The organism is Klebsiella sp. ZJOU C1 (assembly GCF_035620215.1).
GTDB lineage: Bacteria > Pseudomonadota > Gammaproteobacteria > Enterobacterales > Enterobacteriaceae > Klebsiella > Klebsiella variicola.
In genome coordinates this window covers 2,699,628-2,716,461 of the sequence record NZ_CP141644.1, presented here as the reverse complement: position 1 = coordinate 2,716,461, position 16,834 = coordinate 2,699,628, and the positions used below count along the sequence as shown (strand labels likewise).

The 16,834-nt window shown below is 57.9% G+C and carries 17 protein-coding genes; 13 read left to right on the top strand and 4 right to left on the bottom strand.

What is annotated here, in order from left to right; all coding sequences use genetic code 11:
• Positions 1–105: 105 nt before the first annotated feature.
• Positions 106–1,059, bottom strand: coding sequence for an AraC family transcriptional regulator (locus tag SPE70_RS12980; RefSeq protein WP_044643250.1), 954 nt, complete (start codon positions 1,057–1,059; stop codon positions 106–108).
• A gap of 408 nt (positions 1,060–1,467) precedes the next feature.
• Here SPE70_RS12980 and SPE70_RS12975 point away from each other — a divergent pair, with 408 nt between their 5' ends.
• The 10 genes from SPE70_RS12975 to SPE70_RS12930 all read left to right on the top strand — a co-directional run bounded on the left by SPE70_RS12975 (position 1,468) and on the right by SPE70_RS12930 (position 9,539).
• Complete coding sequence (locus SPE70_RS12975) at positions 1,468–2,361, top strand: transporter (protein WP_064170232.1); 894 nt, start codon at positions 1,468–1,470, stop codon at positions 2,359–2,361.
• 60 nt (positions 2,362–2,421) lie between these two features.
• On the top strand, positions 2,422–2,904 hold the full coding sequence (locus tag SPE70_RS12970) for a group I truncated hemoglobin (RefSeq protein WP_008804888.1): 483 nt from the start codon (positions 2,422–2,424) through the stop codon (positions 2,902–2,904).
• A gap of 136 nt (positions 2,905–3,040) precedes the next feature.
• Positions 3,041–4,555, top strand: coding sequence for an amidase (locus SPE70_RS12965; protein WP_023297616.1), 1,515 nt, complete (start codon positions 3,041–3,043; stop codon positions 4,553–4,555).
• A gap of 24 nt (positions 4,556–4,579) precedes the next feature.
• Positions 4,580–5,188 carry a nitrile hydratase subunit alpha gene (nthA, locus tag SPE70_RS12960; RefSeq protein ID WP_008804890.1) on the top strand — a complete coding sequence of 203 codons (609 nt, stop codon included), beginning with the start codon at positions 4,580–4,582 and terminating at the stop codon, positions 5,186–5,188.
• A gap of 15 nt (positions 5,189–5,203) precedes the next feature.
• Positions 5,204–5,857, top strand: coding sequence for a nitrile hydratase subunit beta (nthB, locus tag SPE70_RS12955; RefSeq protein WP_012541728.1), 654 nt, complete (start codon positions 5,204–5,206; stop codon positions 5,855–5,857).
• Positions 5,854–6,321: a nitrile hydratase accessory protein gene (locus SPE70_RS12950; protein WP_023322614.1), complete on the top strand. Its 468-nt coding sequence runs from the start codon at positions 5,854–5,856 to the stop codon at positions 6,319–6,321. The genes nthB and SPE70_RS12950 overlap by 4 nt, the downstream gene beginning before the upstream one ends.
• Complete coding sequence (locus SPE70_RS12945; protein ID WP_064170231.1) at positions 6,318–6,527, top strand: CbtB domain-containing protein; 210 nt, start codon at positions 6,318–6,320, stop codon at positions 6,525–6,527. The genes SPE70_RS12950 and SPE70_RS12945 overlap by 4 nt, the downstream gene beginning before the upstream one ends.
• A gap of 10 nt (positions 6,528–6,537) precedes the next feature.
• Positions 6,538–7,293, top strand: a complete 756-nt coding sequence (locus tag SPE70_RS12940; RefSeq protein ID WP_008804894.1) for a CbtA family protein — start codon at positions 6,538–6,540, stop codon at positions 7,291–7,293.
• A gap of 6 nt (positions 7,294–7,299) precedes the next feature.
• Positions 7,300–7,887 carry a histidine phosphatase family protein gene (locus SPE70_RS12935; RefSeq protein ID WP_064170230.1) on the top strand — a complete coding sequence of 196 codons (588 nt, stop codon included), beginning with the start codon at positions 7,300–7,302 and terminating at the stop codon, positions 7,885–7,887.
• A gap of 182 nt (positions 7,888–8,069) precedes the next feature.
• On the top strand, positions 8,070–9,539 hold the full coding sequence (locus SPE70_RS12930) for an alpha/beta hydrolase (protein WP_012968232.1): 1,470 nt from the start codon (positions 8,070–8,072) through the stop codon (positions 9,537–9,539).
• Positions 9,540–9,591: 52 nt separating this feature from the next.
• Here SPE70_RS12930 and SPE70_RS12925 read toward each other — a convergent pair whose 3' ends face one another.
• Both SPE70_RS12925 and SPE70_RS12920 read right to left on the bottom strand, forming a co-directional pair.
• The gene (locus SPE70_RS12925; protein ID WP_008804897.1) at positions 9,592–10,467 is read right to left on the bottom strand and encodes an NAD(P)-dependent oxidoreductase; all 876 of its coding nucleotides are present in this window, start codon (positions 10,465–10,467) and stop codon (positions 9,592–9,594) included.
• A 112-nt stretch (positions 10,468–10,579) separates the two neighbouring features.
• The gene (locus tag SPE70_RS12920; protein ID WP_012541733.1) at positions 10,580–11,464 is read right to left on the bottom strand and encodes a LysR family transcriptional regulator; all 885 of its coding nucleotides are present in this window, start codon (positions 11,462–11,464) and stop codon (positions 10,580–10,582) included.
• A gap of 111 nt (positions 11,465–11,575) precedes the next feature.
• On the opposite strand from SPE70_RS12920, the gene SPE70_RS12915 reads away from it, so the two are divergent.
• Positions 11,576–12,319 (top strand): sulfite exporter TauE/SafE family protein, encoded by a 744-nt coding sequence (locus tag SPE70_RS12915; RefSeq protein ID WP_064170345.1) that lies wholly within the window; start codon positions 11,576–11,578, stop codon positions 12,317–12,319.
• Positions 12,320–12,324: 5 nt separating this feature from the next.
• Here SPE70_RS12915 and SPE70_RS12910 read toward each other — a convergent pair whose 3' ends face one another.
• Positions 12,325–13,023: a GntR family transcriptional regulator gene (locus SPE70_RS12910; RefSeq protein ID WP_324726677.1), complete on the bottom strand. Its 699-nt coding sequence runs from the start codon at positions 13,021–13,023 to the stop codon at positions 12,325–12,327.
• Positions 13,024–13,278: 255 nt separating this feature from the next.
• Here SPE70_RS12910 and SPE70_RS12905 point away from each other — a divergent pair, with 255 nt between their 5' ends.
• Together SPE70_RS12905 and SPE70_RS12900 are read left to right on the top strand one after the other, a co-directional pair.
• Positions 13,279–14,817 carry a PTS transporter subunit EIIC gene (locus SPE70_RS12905; protein ID WP_008804901.1) on the top strand — a complete coding sequence of 513 codons (1,539 nt, stop codon included), beginning with the start codon at positions 13,279–13,281 and terminating at the stop codon, positions 14,815–14,817.
• A gap of 11 nt (positions 14,818–14,828) precedes the next feature.
• Entirely contained in the window at positions 14,829–16,157 is a 1,329-nt protein-coding gene (locus SPE70_RS12900; protein ID WP_008804902.1) for a 6-phospho-alpha-glucosidase, read from the top strand.
• Positions 16,158–16,834: the final 677 nt, after the last annotated feature.

Below are 16,834 nucleotides of genomic sequence, written 5' to 3'. Positions count from 1 at the left end.
TCCTCGCCTCAGGGGTCTGCCAGGTTATTCGCTGCAAGACAAAGAACTTGCTCCATCGTGTCATCCACCTGCTGCCGCAACGTGTGGATAACAGGAGACCTAATTTTACTGCTTCTTCGGCAGCAGAGAACGAGGAGAAATGCCGAAGGCTTTGCGGAAGGCATGGCTGAAATGAGAGAAATCAGAGAAGCCGAAATCCAGCGCCGCCTGGGACACGCTACTGACTCGTCCGCGTTCGATAGCCTCTCGGCTCGCCTGCAGCCTCTCCTGCCAAATCACTGCCATCGGCGTTTTTTTATGGCGGGCGAAAGCACGCGTGACGGTGCGAACGGATACGTGGTGCGCCCGTGCCAGGCTTTCGATGTTCAAATCGGGATCGACAAGTTGCCGCCGGATGTAGTTCATCATCCGGGAATACAGATCGCGCTCAACACCAACGTTGTTCAGGTCCTGTAACTCCAGGCTCAGTACCAGTAGATCCAGCAACGTCTGGGAGAAGCGGCCGGAGATATCCGCTGTGTCCAGACAGGCGGGCATCGCTGCCGCCTGACGCAGCATTTCGCGCAATGGGATCACGCCCGGGCGGCGGTCGTCGAGCACCATCGCGGTGAGGTGTTCGACCCCAGGTAAATGACAGCTCAGCAAATGGCGGGGGATCCGCACCAGATGATTATCGCGCCCGCCAAGACTGAAGCGGAATGTCTGGGCGGCATCGTATAGCACCAGACTGTCCGCTGCCAGCGTCGCCTTGCGTCCCCCCTGTTCAAGCTGACCGTATCCATCCTGCATATACCCCAACCACAGATCGTCGTCGGGGCCCTGGCGCAAATAACGTGCCGTGCGATCCCAGCGGTGTAGCGGCGCGGACAGTGAACACATATCCACCAGACCCACTCCACGTACCGTCAGCCGCGCATCAAAGTCGACCCCAGCCAGAGGGGCGCTGGCGGCTGGAATACAGTGGCGTAACACTACGTCGTTCCAGTACTCGAAGCGGCGCGACTCGGTAACGCCAACGGTTGAATAGTGGAGACTGCCCGCAGACTGCATGCTATTCATCATCATTCACCTCGCGCCGGGTATTCCGCCAAAACGACAGAAACGTTTCCGCAGACAGCAACTATCATGCCAACGAGCTAATACACCCTCTTTCAGTTACGCCGATCGGCGCTAAGTTACCGGGAACTATCACTGAAAATCCGCGCCCCCCCTTTTCTGCTGGCATATAGGGCGTCGAATAGCGGAACGACAAAACGTGGAACCGCACCCTAAACGTGCGGCGTCTGCACTATGGCGGACCATCACACGACGAGGGGCAGGCCCGCAACCGAATGTCCCTTCCAGCCAAACGACTGTCCTGCTGAAGCAAGTACGCCGCAAATTTCTCCCTAGTATCAGTAAGCGTAAGGTCTTCCGGCCACACCGTGCTCCGGACATAACACGACATCAGACAAGAGGGGGAACGTCATGACTTTCAGTAACGCTACGTTTCGCACCAGCCTGGCCGCCTGCACACTGTGGCTGGCAACCGGCCCGGCCCATGCGGTCGATCTCAATTCGCAGGACCTCATTCCCGCCCCCGCCGGCACCGATGCCGTTCTGGGATATTTCACCTACGCGACGAGAGATAGCTTCACCCCCACCGGGGGCGGTGAACTTAAGCAAGAGACCGGGCTCGACTCCTTCGTCAGCATCTTTCGTTACGTTCACTACATGGACGTCGGTGGCTTTACGGTTGCGCCGCAAGTGCTGCTGCCTTACGGACGCCTTTACAATGGCTCACTAAACGGCGTTCGACTTGATTCAGCCAGCGGCCTGGGCGATCCCATCCTTGCCGCGCCGGTCTGGCTGGTCAACAACCCCAGCACAACCTTTGCCATTGTGCCTTACCTGTACCTCCCCGCGGGCTCCTACGACGCCGGACGCACGCTAAACGTCGGTGAAAATCGCTGGAAGTTCGACCTTCAGCTCGGCGGCGTGCAGCAGCTGGGTAACGGTTTCGCCACCCAACTTTCCACGGACGTGATGTGGTATGGCGTCAACGACGACGCCTCGGGCATCGGCACCGGTCGACTCAAGCAGGACAACACCTATCAGTTTCAGGGCTGGGTGACCTGGACGCCGCCCGCCGATAAGAGCTGGACCCTGGCCGCCGGTTATTCCCGATACTGGGGCGGCAAACAGCAGCTTGACGGTATCGAGAACGGACAGGCGACGCGCGTCGATCAGGTCAGGCTGGAATTATCGAAATTCGTCACCCCCACGGTGCAGGTACAGGGTCTGCTCCAGCGCGACCTCAACGTCGATGGCGGTTTTAAGGAAGATCTACATACCACCCTGCGCGTGATGAAACTGTTCTGATGCGAATCGGCACAGAGACATCCCCAGACTCACTACTCACCCGCAACGGAGAAATCCATCATGACCGATCAGCAGCAAAAACCCACACTTTATGAACGTCTCGGTGGTTATGACGCCGTTTACGCTTTCGCAGGAGAAGTGTTGAAGACCTGTATGAAGCATCCCGATATCGGCCATATCTGGGCGCACGTATCCGAATCGTCGTTCCAGAAAGAGCATATCAACTTTGTCGATTTTCTGTGCAAGCACTGGGGCGGCAACACGGTCTACCGGGGACGAGATATGGTGACCGCGCACCGCGGAATGGGGCTGACCGAAGTGCACTGGAAAGCCGTATTCGAGGCTATTGATGAATGCTACGAGAACTTCAACGTTCCGCAGGATATCCGTGAAGAGGTTACCGCATTCCTGACCCAGTTCAAACCCGCCGTCATCGGCAGTCCTTCATACCGGGATGTGGTACTCGCGCACCCTGACATGGACGTCACCAAAGGGATGAAAAGCGTCGGCATTCACTGGCCGAAAACAGATAAACCGTCTTAACCGAGGAAGGACATCCGCGCAACAGGCGGGTGTCCGTCTCAGCCAAATGACTGACCTGCACAACCATGTAGTAATGACATTTCGGGCTTATGTTGAAGGCAGGTTGCATTGGCAAACACCATACAAAGGGAACTCCATGGCTATTGAACGTCCTACCATTGAACAGCTGCAAGCGCTCGCCAGTCGGCTAAACATACGATTGACGCCTGCGCAAGCCGAAGAATATCTGGCGCTGATGCAGGCCAATTTCGACGCCTATGATCTCATTGACGCCCTGCCCGACGAGATCCCCGCGGTGCACTACCCACGCGCCGCCGGCTATCGTCCTGAAGGCGACGAAAACCAGCTTAATGCCTGGTATTACAAGACCGAGGTGACAGGTGCAGCAACCGGTAAACTGGCCGGCCGCACCGTGGTGCTCAAGGACAACATCGCGCTGGCTGGCGTACCGATGATGAACGGCGCCTCGACGCTGGAAGGTTTCGTCCCCCTCTACGACGCCACCGTTGCCACCCGACTGCTGGATGCCGGCGCGACTATTCTCGGCAAAGCCACCTGCGAGCACTTCTGCTTGTCGGGAGGCAGCCATACCTCCGATCCGGCGCCCGTGCATAACCCGTTGCGCCACGGCTACTCGGCCGGTGGCTCATCTTCTGGCAGCGCCGCTTTGGTCGCTTCCGGGGAAGTCGATTTGGCCATGGGTGGCGATCAAGGGGGCTCTGCGCGTATTCCCGCCGCATGGTGTGGCCTCTATGGCCTGAAACCGACCCACGGTCTGGTGCCTTATACCGGCATCATGCCGATCGAAGCCACTTTCGACCATACCGGGCCGATGACCCGCAGCGTAAAAGACAATGCCTTAGTCCTTGAGGTCATTGCCGGCGCGGACGGATTGGACCCACGTCAGTATGCTCCCAAAGTGGAAGCCTATACCGAGGCGCTCGGTAAGGGAGTCCGTGGCTTAAAGATCGGCATTATGGCCGAAGGTTTTCAGTTGCCGAACCTGGATGCGCGAGTCGCGGAGAAAGTTCGCGCTGCCGTCGCCCGTCTGCAGGAATTGGGCGCGACGGTCGGCGAGATTTCGGTACCGGAGCATAGCCTGGCGGGGGCGCTCTGGTCCCCTATCGGCTGCGAGGGGCTGACCGCGCAGATGATGCATGGCAACGGCATGGGCTTTAACTGGAAAGGACAATATGACGTAGCGCTGCTGGACAAGCACGCCCAGTGGCGTGACAACGCCGATGCGCTTTCCCCATCGCTGAAGATATGCATGTTCGTCGGCCAGTACGGGCTGGAACGCTACCATGGCCGCTACTATGCCAAGGCGCAGAATATCGCGCGTCGCGCGCGTGCGGGCTATGACCGGGCGCTGGCGGACTTCGACCTGCTGGTGATGCCCACTGTACCGCTTGTCGCTCAGCCATTACCGGAACCTGACTGCTCCATTACCGAATACATCTCCCGCGCATTTGAAATGATCGGCAATACCGCGCCGCAGGATATTACCGGCCATCCGGCAATGACTCTCCCTTGTGGGCTGGTCGACGGCTTACCGGTAGGAATGATGTTGGTAGGACGCCACTTCGCCGAAAGCACCCTTTATCAGGCCGCCGCCGCATTTGAAGCTTCCGGCGACTGGCGGATGTTTTAACCCTTAACTATCGGGAACCATAAAATGAGCCATCAACACGACCACGACCATACTGAACCGCCGGCGGACATCGAGCTACGCGTCCGGGCGCTGGAATCCCTGCTACAGGAGAAAGGACTGATTGACCCGGCGGCACTGGATGAACTGATTGACACTTATGAGCACAAGGTCGGCCCCCGTAACGGCGCGCAGGTGGTCGCTAAAGCGTGGAGTGATCCGGAGTATAAACGTCGGCTGCTGGCGGACGCCACAGCCGCCATCGCCGAGCTGGGTTTCTCCGGCGTGCAGGGTGAAGACATGCAGGTAGTGGAGAACACGCCGGACGTGCACAACGTGACCGTCTGTACATTATGTTCCTGCTACCCCTGGCCGGTGCTGGGTCTGCCACCGGTGTGGTACAAATCGGCCCCCTATCGTTCGCGTATCGTTATCGACCCGCGCGGCGTTCTGGCCGAATTCGGGGTAAACATTCCAGAAAGTAAAGAGGTGCGCGTCTGGGACAGCAGCGCGGAACTGCGCTATCTGGTCCTGCCAGAACGTCCGGCGGGTACCGACGGCTGGAGCGAAGCGCAGCTGATCGAACTGGTCACCCGCGATTCCATGATCGGCACCGGCCTGGTCGCCGCGCCATAATAAGAGGAGAAAACCATGAACGGGATACATGATCTGGGCGGTATGCACGGCCTCGGGCCGATCCTCAACGAGGAAAATGAGCCGTATTTCCATCATGAATGGGAGCGCCGGGTATTTCCGCTGTTCGCCTCGCTGTTCGTCGGCGGACATTTCAATGTGGATGAATTCCGCCACGCCATTGAACGCATGGATCCAGCCCACTACCTGGAGGCGAGCTACTACGAGCACTGGTTGCACGCATTTGAAACGCTGCTGCTGGAAAAAGGGGTGATCACCGCCGATGAACTCTGGGGTGGCTCGACCCCTGCCCCCTGCGCTCCGGGCACGCCGGTGCTGACGCAGGACATCGTGGCGATGGTTGTCAGTACCGGCGCCTCCGCGCGCGTCAGTCACGATATTGCTCCCCGCTTTAAGGCCGGAGACCGGGTTCGGGCAAAAAACATCAACCCAACCACCCACACCCGCCTGCCGCGTTACGTGCGCGGGAAAATCGGCCGTATTGAGACCGATCATGGCGTGTTCATCACGCCGGACACCGCGGCGCACGGTCTGGGCGAACATCCTCAGCACGTCTACAGCGTCAGCTTCACCGCGCTGGAACTGTGGGGCACGCCGCGCCCGGACAACGTGTACATCGATCTGTGGGACGACTATCTGGAGGAAGCATGAGCATTGCGACACAGCATGATTACGCCGCCGTCGGGTTACCCCGCGACGAGGAGGGGCCGGTTTTTGATAAGCCCTGGCAGGCGAAAGCATTCTCCCTGATCGTCCATCTGCACCGGGCGGGGCTGTTCCCGTGGGCAGAATGGGTACGGACGTTCAGCGAAGCGATCAAGGCGGCTCCGGCGCAACCCGGCGAAAGTGTGAACGATGCCTACTATCGCCAGTGGGCGACAGCAATGGAGAACATGATCACCGCCCTCCACCTGACCGCACCGGATGACATTGGCCGACGGACCCAGGAATGGCGACTGGCGTATATCAACACGCCGCATGGTCAGCCGATCGTCCTGGCCAATGCCAGCTGTCCGCCGGCGCATAACCACCACTCGCTTCCACTCGGCGTTCCGGTCACGGTGAGCCCGGCACAATCTTCCATCAGCCAAATTAACAACGGAGTCACATCATGAGCGATATCACCCTTACCACCAACATCCCGGCCACTCCGATACCAGTCGCGGCGCTGTTGCCCTGGGCACTGTTTACCACCCTGCTGGCACTGTTAGCGATCTATTTCATCGGTGCGGAACAAGGTGCGACGTCGATGTTTTCCGGCACCCAGGTGCATGAATTCTTCCACGACGCACGACATCTGCTGGGTTTTCCCTGCCACTAAGGAGGCGGACATGATTGGGAAACTATTATTCAAGGGGATGATAGCAGGCATTCTGGCTGGACTGGTGGCATTTGCTTTTGCACACCATTTCGGCGAGCCGCAGGTCGATCGCGCTATCGGGATTGAAGAAAGTCTGGCCACTCATTCACACCAACACAGCGCGTCGGCTGACGGCGGTGAAGAAGAGGTGTTTAGCCGTCAAACCCAGTCCGGGATCGGGCTAATGGCCGGCATGGTGCTGTTCGGCGCAGCGCTGGGCGGCGGTCTGGCGCTGAGTTGGGCCTTTAGCTATCAGCGCTTCGGACCATCGAACCCGCGTCTGTTAGCGTTAGGCCTGGCGCTGGTCGGCTTTCTGGTCATGAGCCTGATGCCTGGTCTGAAATACCCACCCAATCCGCCCGCGGTCGGTAACCCGGAGACCATCGGCTATCGTACCGAACTGTACTTCGTCATGATGTTGCTTTCCATCGGCATCGTCATCGCGGCCGCGTGGTTATCACATCAGCTAATACCGCGCCTCGGTAGAGGGAATGCGATGATGTGGGCAACGCTGTTCGCGGTGGCGCTGATGCTCGTGGTTTGTGCCCTGATGCCGACAGTGAACGAAGTGCCCGAACACTTCCCGGCGGACCTGCTATGGCGTTTCCGTATCAGCTCCTTCGGCACGCACCTGGTGCTCTGGAGCGTCATCGGTGTGGCGTTCGGTGCCTTAGCCGAACGCACGCCGGCGACAGGTGTGCAGCGCCCAGCCTTCCGCCGCGGTTAACACATCATGAGAGCGTCGCTAACGTTGATTTGTCAGGGAAAAACGGCAGCGTCCCGAGGTTCACATTTCCCCTGTGATGACCCTCTGGAGGCGCGGGAATGGCAGCGGGCGCGTCAGTTACAAAGCCGTGTCGCCCGTTGTCACCGCGTCTGGATCTCCCCGGAGACCGCCGCCCGACAAACTGCCGCAGCGCTCTCTTTACAGGGTACCCCGGTGATGGAGCTGGCGGAACCCGACTACGGCATCTGGGCCGGTCGGCCAGTACGTGAGGTGATGACGCAAGACGCCGACGCTTTCCTGGCCTGGCTGGAGGGCGATCCGCCGCCGGGCGGAGAGTCACGTGCTCAGTTGCTGGCGCGCTGTGGCCGTTGGCTGGCAAAACACGTCGATATTCCAGGCCGACACGGTGTAATTGCGTCTGCCTCCACTATCCGTGCCATGATCCTCAACGTTCTCGGCGCCCCACTTCACTCATTTGCACGTATCGACGTTCACCCGCTCAGCATCACCGAGTTGCGCAGTGACGGACGGCGCTGGAATTTTTGTTTATTAAGAGATGACATAAAGGGCGAATGTTCGACGCTGTCCCGCTGAAGCCGTCAGCCAGTAAGCGCCTTTTGCCATTGATGGATCCCTCCACTGGTCTTGCGTCGCTAAACCCAATGCCATAGAACCGCTCAGCGCGCTTCACGCCCCGTCCTGCGTAAAAAAGTAAATCTCCCTGACCATGTTTATTTATACTCAGAAAACATGTCATTAAGAAAGGAAGCTACGCGTTGAAATGGGTAACCTGGTTAAAACGTATCGTGTTGTCCCTGCTGCTGTTGATCGTTGGCGCTCTGGGACTACGCCTTTATGACATTCAGCGCGGACCCGAGCTGCAGCTCTGGCATACCTGGGTTCCGCATGAGATGGACGCGGATGAAATCGACAATGCTGACTGGAACGATTACATCAACAAAGAGAATGCGCTCTTCAGTGAGGTAAAACGCCAGGTTACCGATAAGCTGGACGCTGAGCAGCAAACCGAACTGAATCGTTACTATAGTCACAGCCCCATCTATCCGGACTCGTTTCCAACCAACTGGAATCGGTCATATATCATGATGCCGGATGGCAAACCGAAAGGCGCCGTGGTGTTGCTGCATGGTCTGACAGATACCCCCTACAGCCTGCGGCATATCGCTGAAAATTACCGGCAACAGGGGTATGTCGCCATCGGTATCAGATTACCGGGCCATGGGACGGTTCCCGCCGGGCTGACCGATGTGGACTGGCAGGACTGGCTTGCCGCCACGCGCCTTGCGGTGAGAGAAGCGAAACGACTGACGGGTAATGATGTGCCCCTGCATATCGTCGGATTTTCCAACGGCGGCGCGCTGGCAATGAAATATTCGCTGGACGCGCTGGATAATGCCGAACTGGCAAAACCACAGCGGGTGATCCTGATTTCTCCGATGATCGGTATTACCAGCTTCGCGCGTTTTTCCGGCCTCGCTGGCTGGCCCGCGTTTCTTCCCGCCTTCTCGAAAGCCGCATGGTTAAACATCATGCCCGAGTTTAATCCGTTCAAATATAACTCGTTCCCGACGAACGCCGCCCGGCAGTCCTTCCTGCTGACCAAAGCGCTGCAAAAGCAGATAGTGACTGACTCGAGAAATCACAGACTTAACAGCTTACCGCCGGTATTGACCTTTCAGTCCGTTGTGGATTCAACGGTCAGTACGCGGGCGATCGTGACGGCGCTGTATAACCGTTTGCCGGAAAATGGCAGTGAAATTGTCCTCTTCGATTTGAATCATGCCGTCAGGTTTAATTCATTATTACGCCGGACGTCTTACACCGCGCTGGCGCGGTTGCTGCCCGCGCCGCCACGCGCTTATCAGACCACGATCATCACTAACGCGAATTCAGCCAGTACCGATATGGAAATCCGCACAACACCTGCCGGGAAAACAGACACCACAGTGGAAAAGCTGCAGGGAATGCGCTATCTGCCGGACGTATACTCCCTTTCTCATGTCGCGCTCCCCTTCCCGTTAAGCGATTCGCTGTACGGGCGCTATCCCCATCCGCTGAATCAATATGGGATCAGCCTCGGCACGTTTGCTGCTCGCGGCGAGCGTTCGGTGCTGGTTGTGGGTCTGGACTCGCTGATGCGTCAGTCTTCCAATCCGTTCTTTCCCTATATGATCAAGCGCATTGACGAAGGGATCGACACTCGCCCGGCTCTCTCCGGGAAATAACTCTTCTCTGGATAAGTGGCCACCACGGCCACTTTTTCCTGAGGATGCGGTACTACGCTTTCGCCGACGTCGACAGCCACTGATATACCGCTGACAAATCCTGTCCGGCATATCCCGCGTCCGCCGCCTGCTGCCACAGTTCGGCAATGTTATCCAGCCCCGGCATGGTGTGCGGCTCGGCCAGGGATAGCGCCAGCCGGGCATCTTTCAGCGCATGCGCCAGTTGCATCTGCGGCGCGAATTGCTCGCTGGCGATGGCATCCAGTTTCACTTTGACATACGGTGCGGCCAGCGGGCCGCCTTCCAGAGCGCTCCAGAGCTGGTCGGGGGTAAAGCCCAGCGTCTTCGCCAGCTGGGCGCTTTCCGCGATGCCCTGCATCATCGAAATCAGCCAGGCATTGAGGACCAGCTTCATTTTCTGGCTGTTGCCGGCCTCGCCAAACCACTGCGTCCCGCGGGAGATAGCCGCAAACACCTGTTCGGCAGCGGCACACTTTTCACGATCTCCGCTGGCGAGCACCAGGATCTGCGCCTTCTCCGCCGGGGCTTTGGTCCCTGAAACCGGGGCATCGACGAAGGTCATCGCCGGCTGAAGCGCCCGTAGCAAGGCGATAGCCTCCTGCGTCTCCGGCAGGCCAATGGTGCCCATCTGACAATAGATCGCCTGCGGCTGACAGGCAGGCGCTATTTGCGCCAGTACCTCGAGGGTAGCCTGACCGTCGGCGAGCATACTGATGATCACCTCGGCATCAGCGACCGCCTGCTGCGGCGTGGTATGCAGGGATAATCCCTGCGCCTGTAAATCTTCGCCGCGTGCTGGCGAACGGTTCCAGCCTGCGACGGTAAAGCCTTTCTTCAGCAGATTGCTGGCAAAAGCATGTCCCATGGCGCCGAGTCCCAGCACCGCGACCTTTGGTAATGTACTCATCTTGTCTGTCCTGATTCGCGTGTTAATAAATGTCGGACGTCTACTATCGCATCTCTGACACGGATGTCAGTAGCAATAACCGCCATAAAAAGTGACACCGTCACTCATGGTCTCACGGCTGTCGGAGCCACGCCAGCAAACGGCGCATCGCTGGCGTCAGCCGGGCATCATCCTGATAACACAGACACAGGCGGCGCTGTGCCCAGCGATCCTGCAGCGCGATGACGGCAAACCGGTAGCGCTGCTGGTAGCGTTCGGCAATGACGCGGGGCAGGATCGCCCCGCCGGCGCCGTGAGCCACCATCTCGCAAAGCCCTTCAAAATGGCTCATCCGGACCCGGACGTTTAGCGCCTGGCCGAGCCCGGCGGCATGTTGTTCAATATGCTGCTGCAGTGCGCTGGTCTGGTAGAGGGCGACCAGCGGCTCGTTGATGACCGCCGCAAACGCCACTTCATTCGCGCCGGCCAGAGGGTGAGTCGGCGGCACAATCAGCACCAGGGGATCATCGGCGACAGGATCCAGATGCAGCGGCCCGGGGTCGACCGCATCGGACACCACTCCAGCCTGCGCCACACCCGCCAGAATGCTGCTGACGATATCCGCGCTGGTGCGCTCTTCGGTGTCGATCTGCACCGCCGGATGCGCTGCCATCCAGGCGGCGAGCTTGCCCGGCAGAAAAGCCGACATCGCCGAGGTGTTGGCGAACAGCCGCAGCGTCCCCTGCTGACCGCGGGCGAAGGCGCTCATCGCCTGGCGCAGACGCTGCTGCTGCGCAAGAAGCGGGCGTGCATGGCGCGCCAGTACCTCCCCGGCCTCAGTCAGCGTCACGCCGCGAGCATGACGCTGCAACAGGGGAACACCGACCTCTGCCTCCAGCTTGCGCACTCTTTCGCTGGCGGAGGCCAGGGCGAGATGGGCCATGGCGGCCCCACCGGTAATACTGCCGCTATCCACGATGGCGATAAACAGTCGCAGATCGGCCAGATCCATCCGCATCACACCCTCCCCACCCTTCGGTTTTCCCGTAGTCTTAGGGCAACATACCGCATTGTGGCTTTAGCGACCAGTGGTTTCAATGTCCCTTTCTACCCTGAAAAGTGAGCCATGATGTTCGATCTCCACATCTTTTATTTACTGCTGATCTTTATCGCCGCCGGACTGGTCAAAGGGGTGACCGGCATGGGATTACCCACCGTGGCGATGGGCCTGCTTGGTCTGCTGATGCCGCCGCAGGCCGCAGCGGCGCTGCTGGTACTTCCCTCGCTGTTAACCAATCTCTGGCAGTTGCTGGCTGGCCCCGCGCTGGCGCAGATTGTGCGCCGCCTCTGGCTTATGATGACCGGGATTATTATGGGAACGCTGGCGGGGTCGTCACTGCTGATCAGCCTCAATCCTCGGTGCTCAGTGCTGGCGCTTGGCACCGTGTTGATAGCCTATGCCGGGTATGCGCTCTGTGGCCCGGCGTTGCAGGTTTCCGCCCGCGTGGAGAAGTGGCTGTCGCCGCTCATGGGCGGTCTGACCGGCGTTATCACCGGGGCGACCGGGGTATTTGTTATTCCGGCCGTTCCCTGGCTGCAGACGCTGGGCTTTCGTCGAGACGAACTGGTGCAGGCTCTGGGGTTGTCGTTTACCCTCTCCACCCTGGCGATGGCGGCCGGCCTCTCCCTGCACGATGGCTGGCATGCTGATTCGCTGCTGCTGTCGGGGCTGGCGCTGTTGCCCGCGCTACTCGGCATGTGGCTGGGACAGTGGATCCGCTCGCGTCTCAGCCCGCGACGCTTTCGTCAGGGCTTTCTGCTGTTCCTGCTGGTGCTGGGAATGGAGCTGATCGCCAGGGGATGGCTGACCTGAATCCGCTAGCGGCGGGTAATGTGCTTCACGTTGTACTTACTGGTGTTCTGGTAGATCTCTGAGAAATCGACGATCGCCCGGTTTTGCGCATAACTCACCGATTGCACCCGCAGCAGGAGGCTGTTTGGCGCTACCTGCAGCAGCTCGGCCTGCTCGCGGGTCGCCAGCACCGGCGTATAGCTGCGGTGGCTCTCGATGATGGTGATATGACACTCTTTTTTGAAATAGTTGAATTTAGACTGCTCGAGGGTACCCACGCTGAGCCAGGGAAAGGTGGCGAATGGAATATAGCTGTTTTCCACGAGGATCGGGACCTCATCAATCAGCCGCAGCCGCCTGACGTAGTAAACTTTTTCCCCCGGCTGGATCTTTAACTGCTGGGCGATGGCCGGAGGAGCATCAAGCAGCGTGAATTCAATGACTTTGTTACGGTAGTTGGTGACGCCTACCACCTGCATCTGGTAGTTAAAGCCCTCCAGTTCTCCCCCGTGATAGTTACTTTTACGCACAATGCAGGTTCCACTGCCGTGCCGCCGCGCGATCAGCTTTTCCTCCTCCAGTAGCGCCAGCGCTTTGCGCAGCGTCATCACCGAGACCTGCAGCTCCGCAGCGAGCGCTTTTTCGCTGGGCAGCATATCGCCGACGGCATAGTCGTCGCTGTTGATGCGGGTCCTCAGTTCAATGGCAATCTTTTTATAAATCACTTTTAGATGTCTCGCTAAGATGGCGCTCGTCAAACAAATAAGCGAATAACTTAATGTAAATAAAAGATTATTTTTAAATTTCAGCGAAAATTTCAACACTAACTCATCTATAAATCTCGCCATATTTATATATCTGTCCAGCAACAATATATATGACTTTCATCACAGATGGCCCTTTTCCTGCTCGGGATCCCGGTGGTCTGCTCCTAGTCTGATAAGCCTATTCATCAGGTCTGCGAAGACGAGAGGACAACCATGATTGGCGTGAAAAAGCTTCAGGACTTTTCCAAAGCAATGATCGGGCCGGTGCTATATCTGCCGGCTATCGGCCTGTTGATCGCCCTGTTCAGCATGACCACCAACCGGCTGTGGGTGGATGAAAGCAGCGCGCTCTACCTGTTGGGGAAATTCGTCTCCAGCATGCTCTGGGCGCTGATGAACCATCTCGGGTTTCTGTTCTGCCTTGGGCTGGCCAGCGGCCTGGCGAAAACCCGCAAAGCCGAAGCGGCCTTCGTGGCGGCGATGACCTGGCTGGTGTATCTGGCGGCGAACAATAGCTGGCTGACCCTGACCCATCGCCTGGCGTCCGGTGCCACCAACGCGCAACTGTACGGCAGTGGACAAACCTTTATCTTTGGCTTTCAGGTCATTGATATGGGCGTGTTCCTTGGGATTATCCTTGGCTGCGCCGTCGCCTTTGTCCACAACCGCGTGGTCGGCATTGAGTTTCGCGGCGCGCTGTCGATCTACGGCAACAGTAAGCTGGTGCTGATCGTGATGCTACCGCTGGTTGGCCTGTTTGCTATCGCCACCGTCTATCTCTGGCCGGTGGTTGAGCTGGGCATTTCGGCGCTGACCGGCTTTATGAAATCCTTTGGCGCCATCGGGGTCTTCCTGTACGGTTTTCTCAACCGGTTCCTGATCCCCACCGGGCTGCATCATCTGATCTGGTCGCCGTTTGTCTTTACCTCCATCGGCGGACAGCTGCTGATTGATGGTCAAACGGTTATTGGCGCCAAGCCTATTTTCCTTGCCGAAATCGCCCGTCATCCCATCGGGGCGCTGAGTGATTCCGCCCGGTTTTTAACCTACGGGATGGTGAAGATCTTCGGCACCGCCGGCATGGCGCTCGCCTTCTACCGTACGGCGAAACCGGAGAATAAGCAGCGGCTTAAAGTCACGCTGATCCCCTTAATTGTGACCTCCGTTCTGGTGGGGATCACCGAACCTTTTGAGTTTCTCTTTATCTTCACCGCCCCGCTGCTGTGGCTTATCTACTCCCTGCTGGACGGTTTTTTCCAGATGCTGGCCTGGCTGCTTCACGTGCGGGTCTGCGCCACCAACGGTCTTATCGATTTTGTCGTCTATAACCTCCCTGCCGGCGCCAGCGTGACGCGCTGGCCGGTATTTGTCGCCCTCGGCCTGCTGGAGACCGCCACCATGTACCTGGTCGGCACCTTCTGTATTACCCGTCTGCGGATGCTCACCCCGGGCCGTGAAGCGGCTGCCGATGCGGAGCCTTCCGAGCAGACGGGCCAGGCAAGCGAGATTGCCGATAAAGGTACGCTGGTGATTGCGGGACTGGGCGGAAAAGAGAATGTCTGCGTAGTGGAAAACTGTTTTACCCGTCTGCGGGTCGATGTGCGCGACCCCGCCCTCATCCAGCAGTCGCTGTTGAAAGAGAGCGGCGGGAGCAGCGTGCTGATTAAAGGCAACCATGTCCAGGTGATCTATGGCCTGGGGGTTAACAAAATTCGAACGGCGGTCAACGCCAGTCTGGGTGTTACTGAATAACGAGGTGGTAAATGAAAGATAACTTTGTGGTCACGATTGCCGGCGGCGGCAGTACTTATACCCCTGGGATTGTGATGATGTTGCTGGAAAATATGTCGCGCTTTCCCCTGCGGGAGATCCGTCTGTACGACAACCATCACCAGCGTCAGAAAACGATCGGCGACGCCTGCGCTATTCTGGTGGCAGAACGCTTCCCGCAGGTGAAGTTCAGCTATACCACCGATCCGCAGGCGGCCTTCACTGACGTCGATTTTGTGATGGCGCATATTCGCGTCGGTCTGTATGAAATGCGGGAAAAGGATGAAAAGATCCCGTTAAAATATGGCGTGCCGGGACAGGAGACCTGCGGTCCGGGTGGGATTGCCTACGGCATGCGCTCCATTGCCGGGGTGCTGGAGCTGGTCGATTATATGCAGCAATACGCTCCGAATGCCTGGATGCTCAACTATTCCAATCCGGCGGCCATCGTCGCGGAAGCCACCCGTCGCCTGCGACCCGACGCGCGCATCATCAACATCTGCGATATGCCGGTGGCTATCGAGGGGCTGTTTGCCGACATCCTCGGCCTGCCGTCGCGCAAGGCGCTGAACGTCCGCTACTATGGCCTGAACCATTTCGGCTGGTGGACCCGTATCACCGATAAAGCCGGTAACGATCTGATGCCGGCGCTGAAGCGTCACGTGGCGGAACAGGGATACAGCAGTCCAAAAGAAGATTTTCAGCATAAAGCGCCAAGCTGGATCGAAACCTTTAAAAAGGTGAAGGATGTGTTTGCCCTCGATCCGTCGACACTGCCTAACACCTATCTGAAATACTACCTCTATCCTGACTATGAGGTGGCGCACGCCGATCCAGACTTTACGCGGGCGAACGAGGTGATGGCCGGACGTGAAAAAGAGGTCTTCGATATGGCCCGGGAGATTACCCGTCGGGGCACGGCGGAAGGCGCGCATTTTCATGCCGGGGCCCATGCCACCTTTATCGTCGACCTCGCCTGCGCCATCGCTTTTAACACCCAGGAGCGGATGCTGTTGATCGTTGAGAACAACGGGGCGATCGCCAACTTTGATGAGACGGCGATGGTGGAAGTCCCCTGCCTGGTGGGCGTCAATGGCCCGGAGCCGCTGGCGATGGGGAAAATCCCGTCGTTCCAGAAAGGGTTGATGGAGCAGCAGGTGGCGGTCGAAAAGCTGGTGGTTGACGCCTGGGTTGAGGGTAGTTACCAGAAACTGTGGCAGGCCATCACGCTATCGAAAACGGTGCCCAGCGCCGCGGTGGCGAAAGCCATCCTCGATGAACTGATCGTCGCCAACGAAGGCTACTGGCCCGCACTGCACTGATCTTTTTCGTGATGGGTAAAATGCAGAGGATCCCCCTTCTCTGCATTTTTACCCAGCGTTCCCGCCGGCCACACATTCATCCTATAACCTCCCCCACGGGCTTTCTTCCCCTCCAGACCGTTGCCAGAAGGCCGCCATCCTCGTTTTACCCTGATCACAGTAATGAAATATAAATTCTATTCCAGGATATTATGGCGTAAAAATGTGATCTGCGTTGTATTCTTTGATTTACATTAACCTACTGAAAACAACATCATTATTACCGGCCTGTAAATTTAACCTGGTTTTCATGGGGATATGCTCCCTCCATCCTTTGTGATTGGCTTCATGCATTTACCATTCTGCAACACCAATTTGAAATTAAATTTTCATAATGTGATCTTGTAGCATGCTCATTCCATTTCTTTGTGCCATATTCTTATCACGATAAATCGCCGCAACGACAGCAACGTGCCACACCAGGGCGCTGTCCACCGGCAGACGTCGGCGCTGCCGACGCACTGAAGACCGCTAACCCGAAAAGGAGAACGGATATCGACTACATCCATGTCAACACCAAGCCGTAAACCTCTTTGACCGCCATTGCTGAGCGTACCCTGCCATGTGCTGAGCAATTACACAAAGAAGAAAAATCATTTAGTTCAGTTAGATACGACAACACAGGCGTAATAAATCCT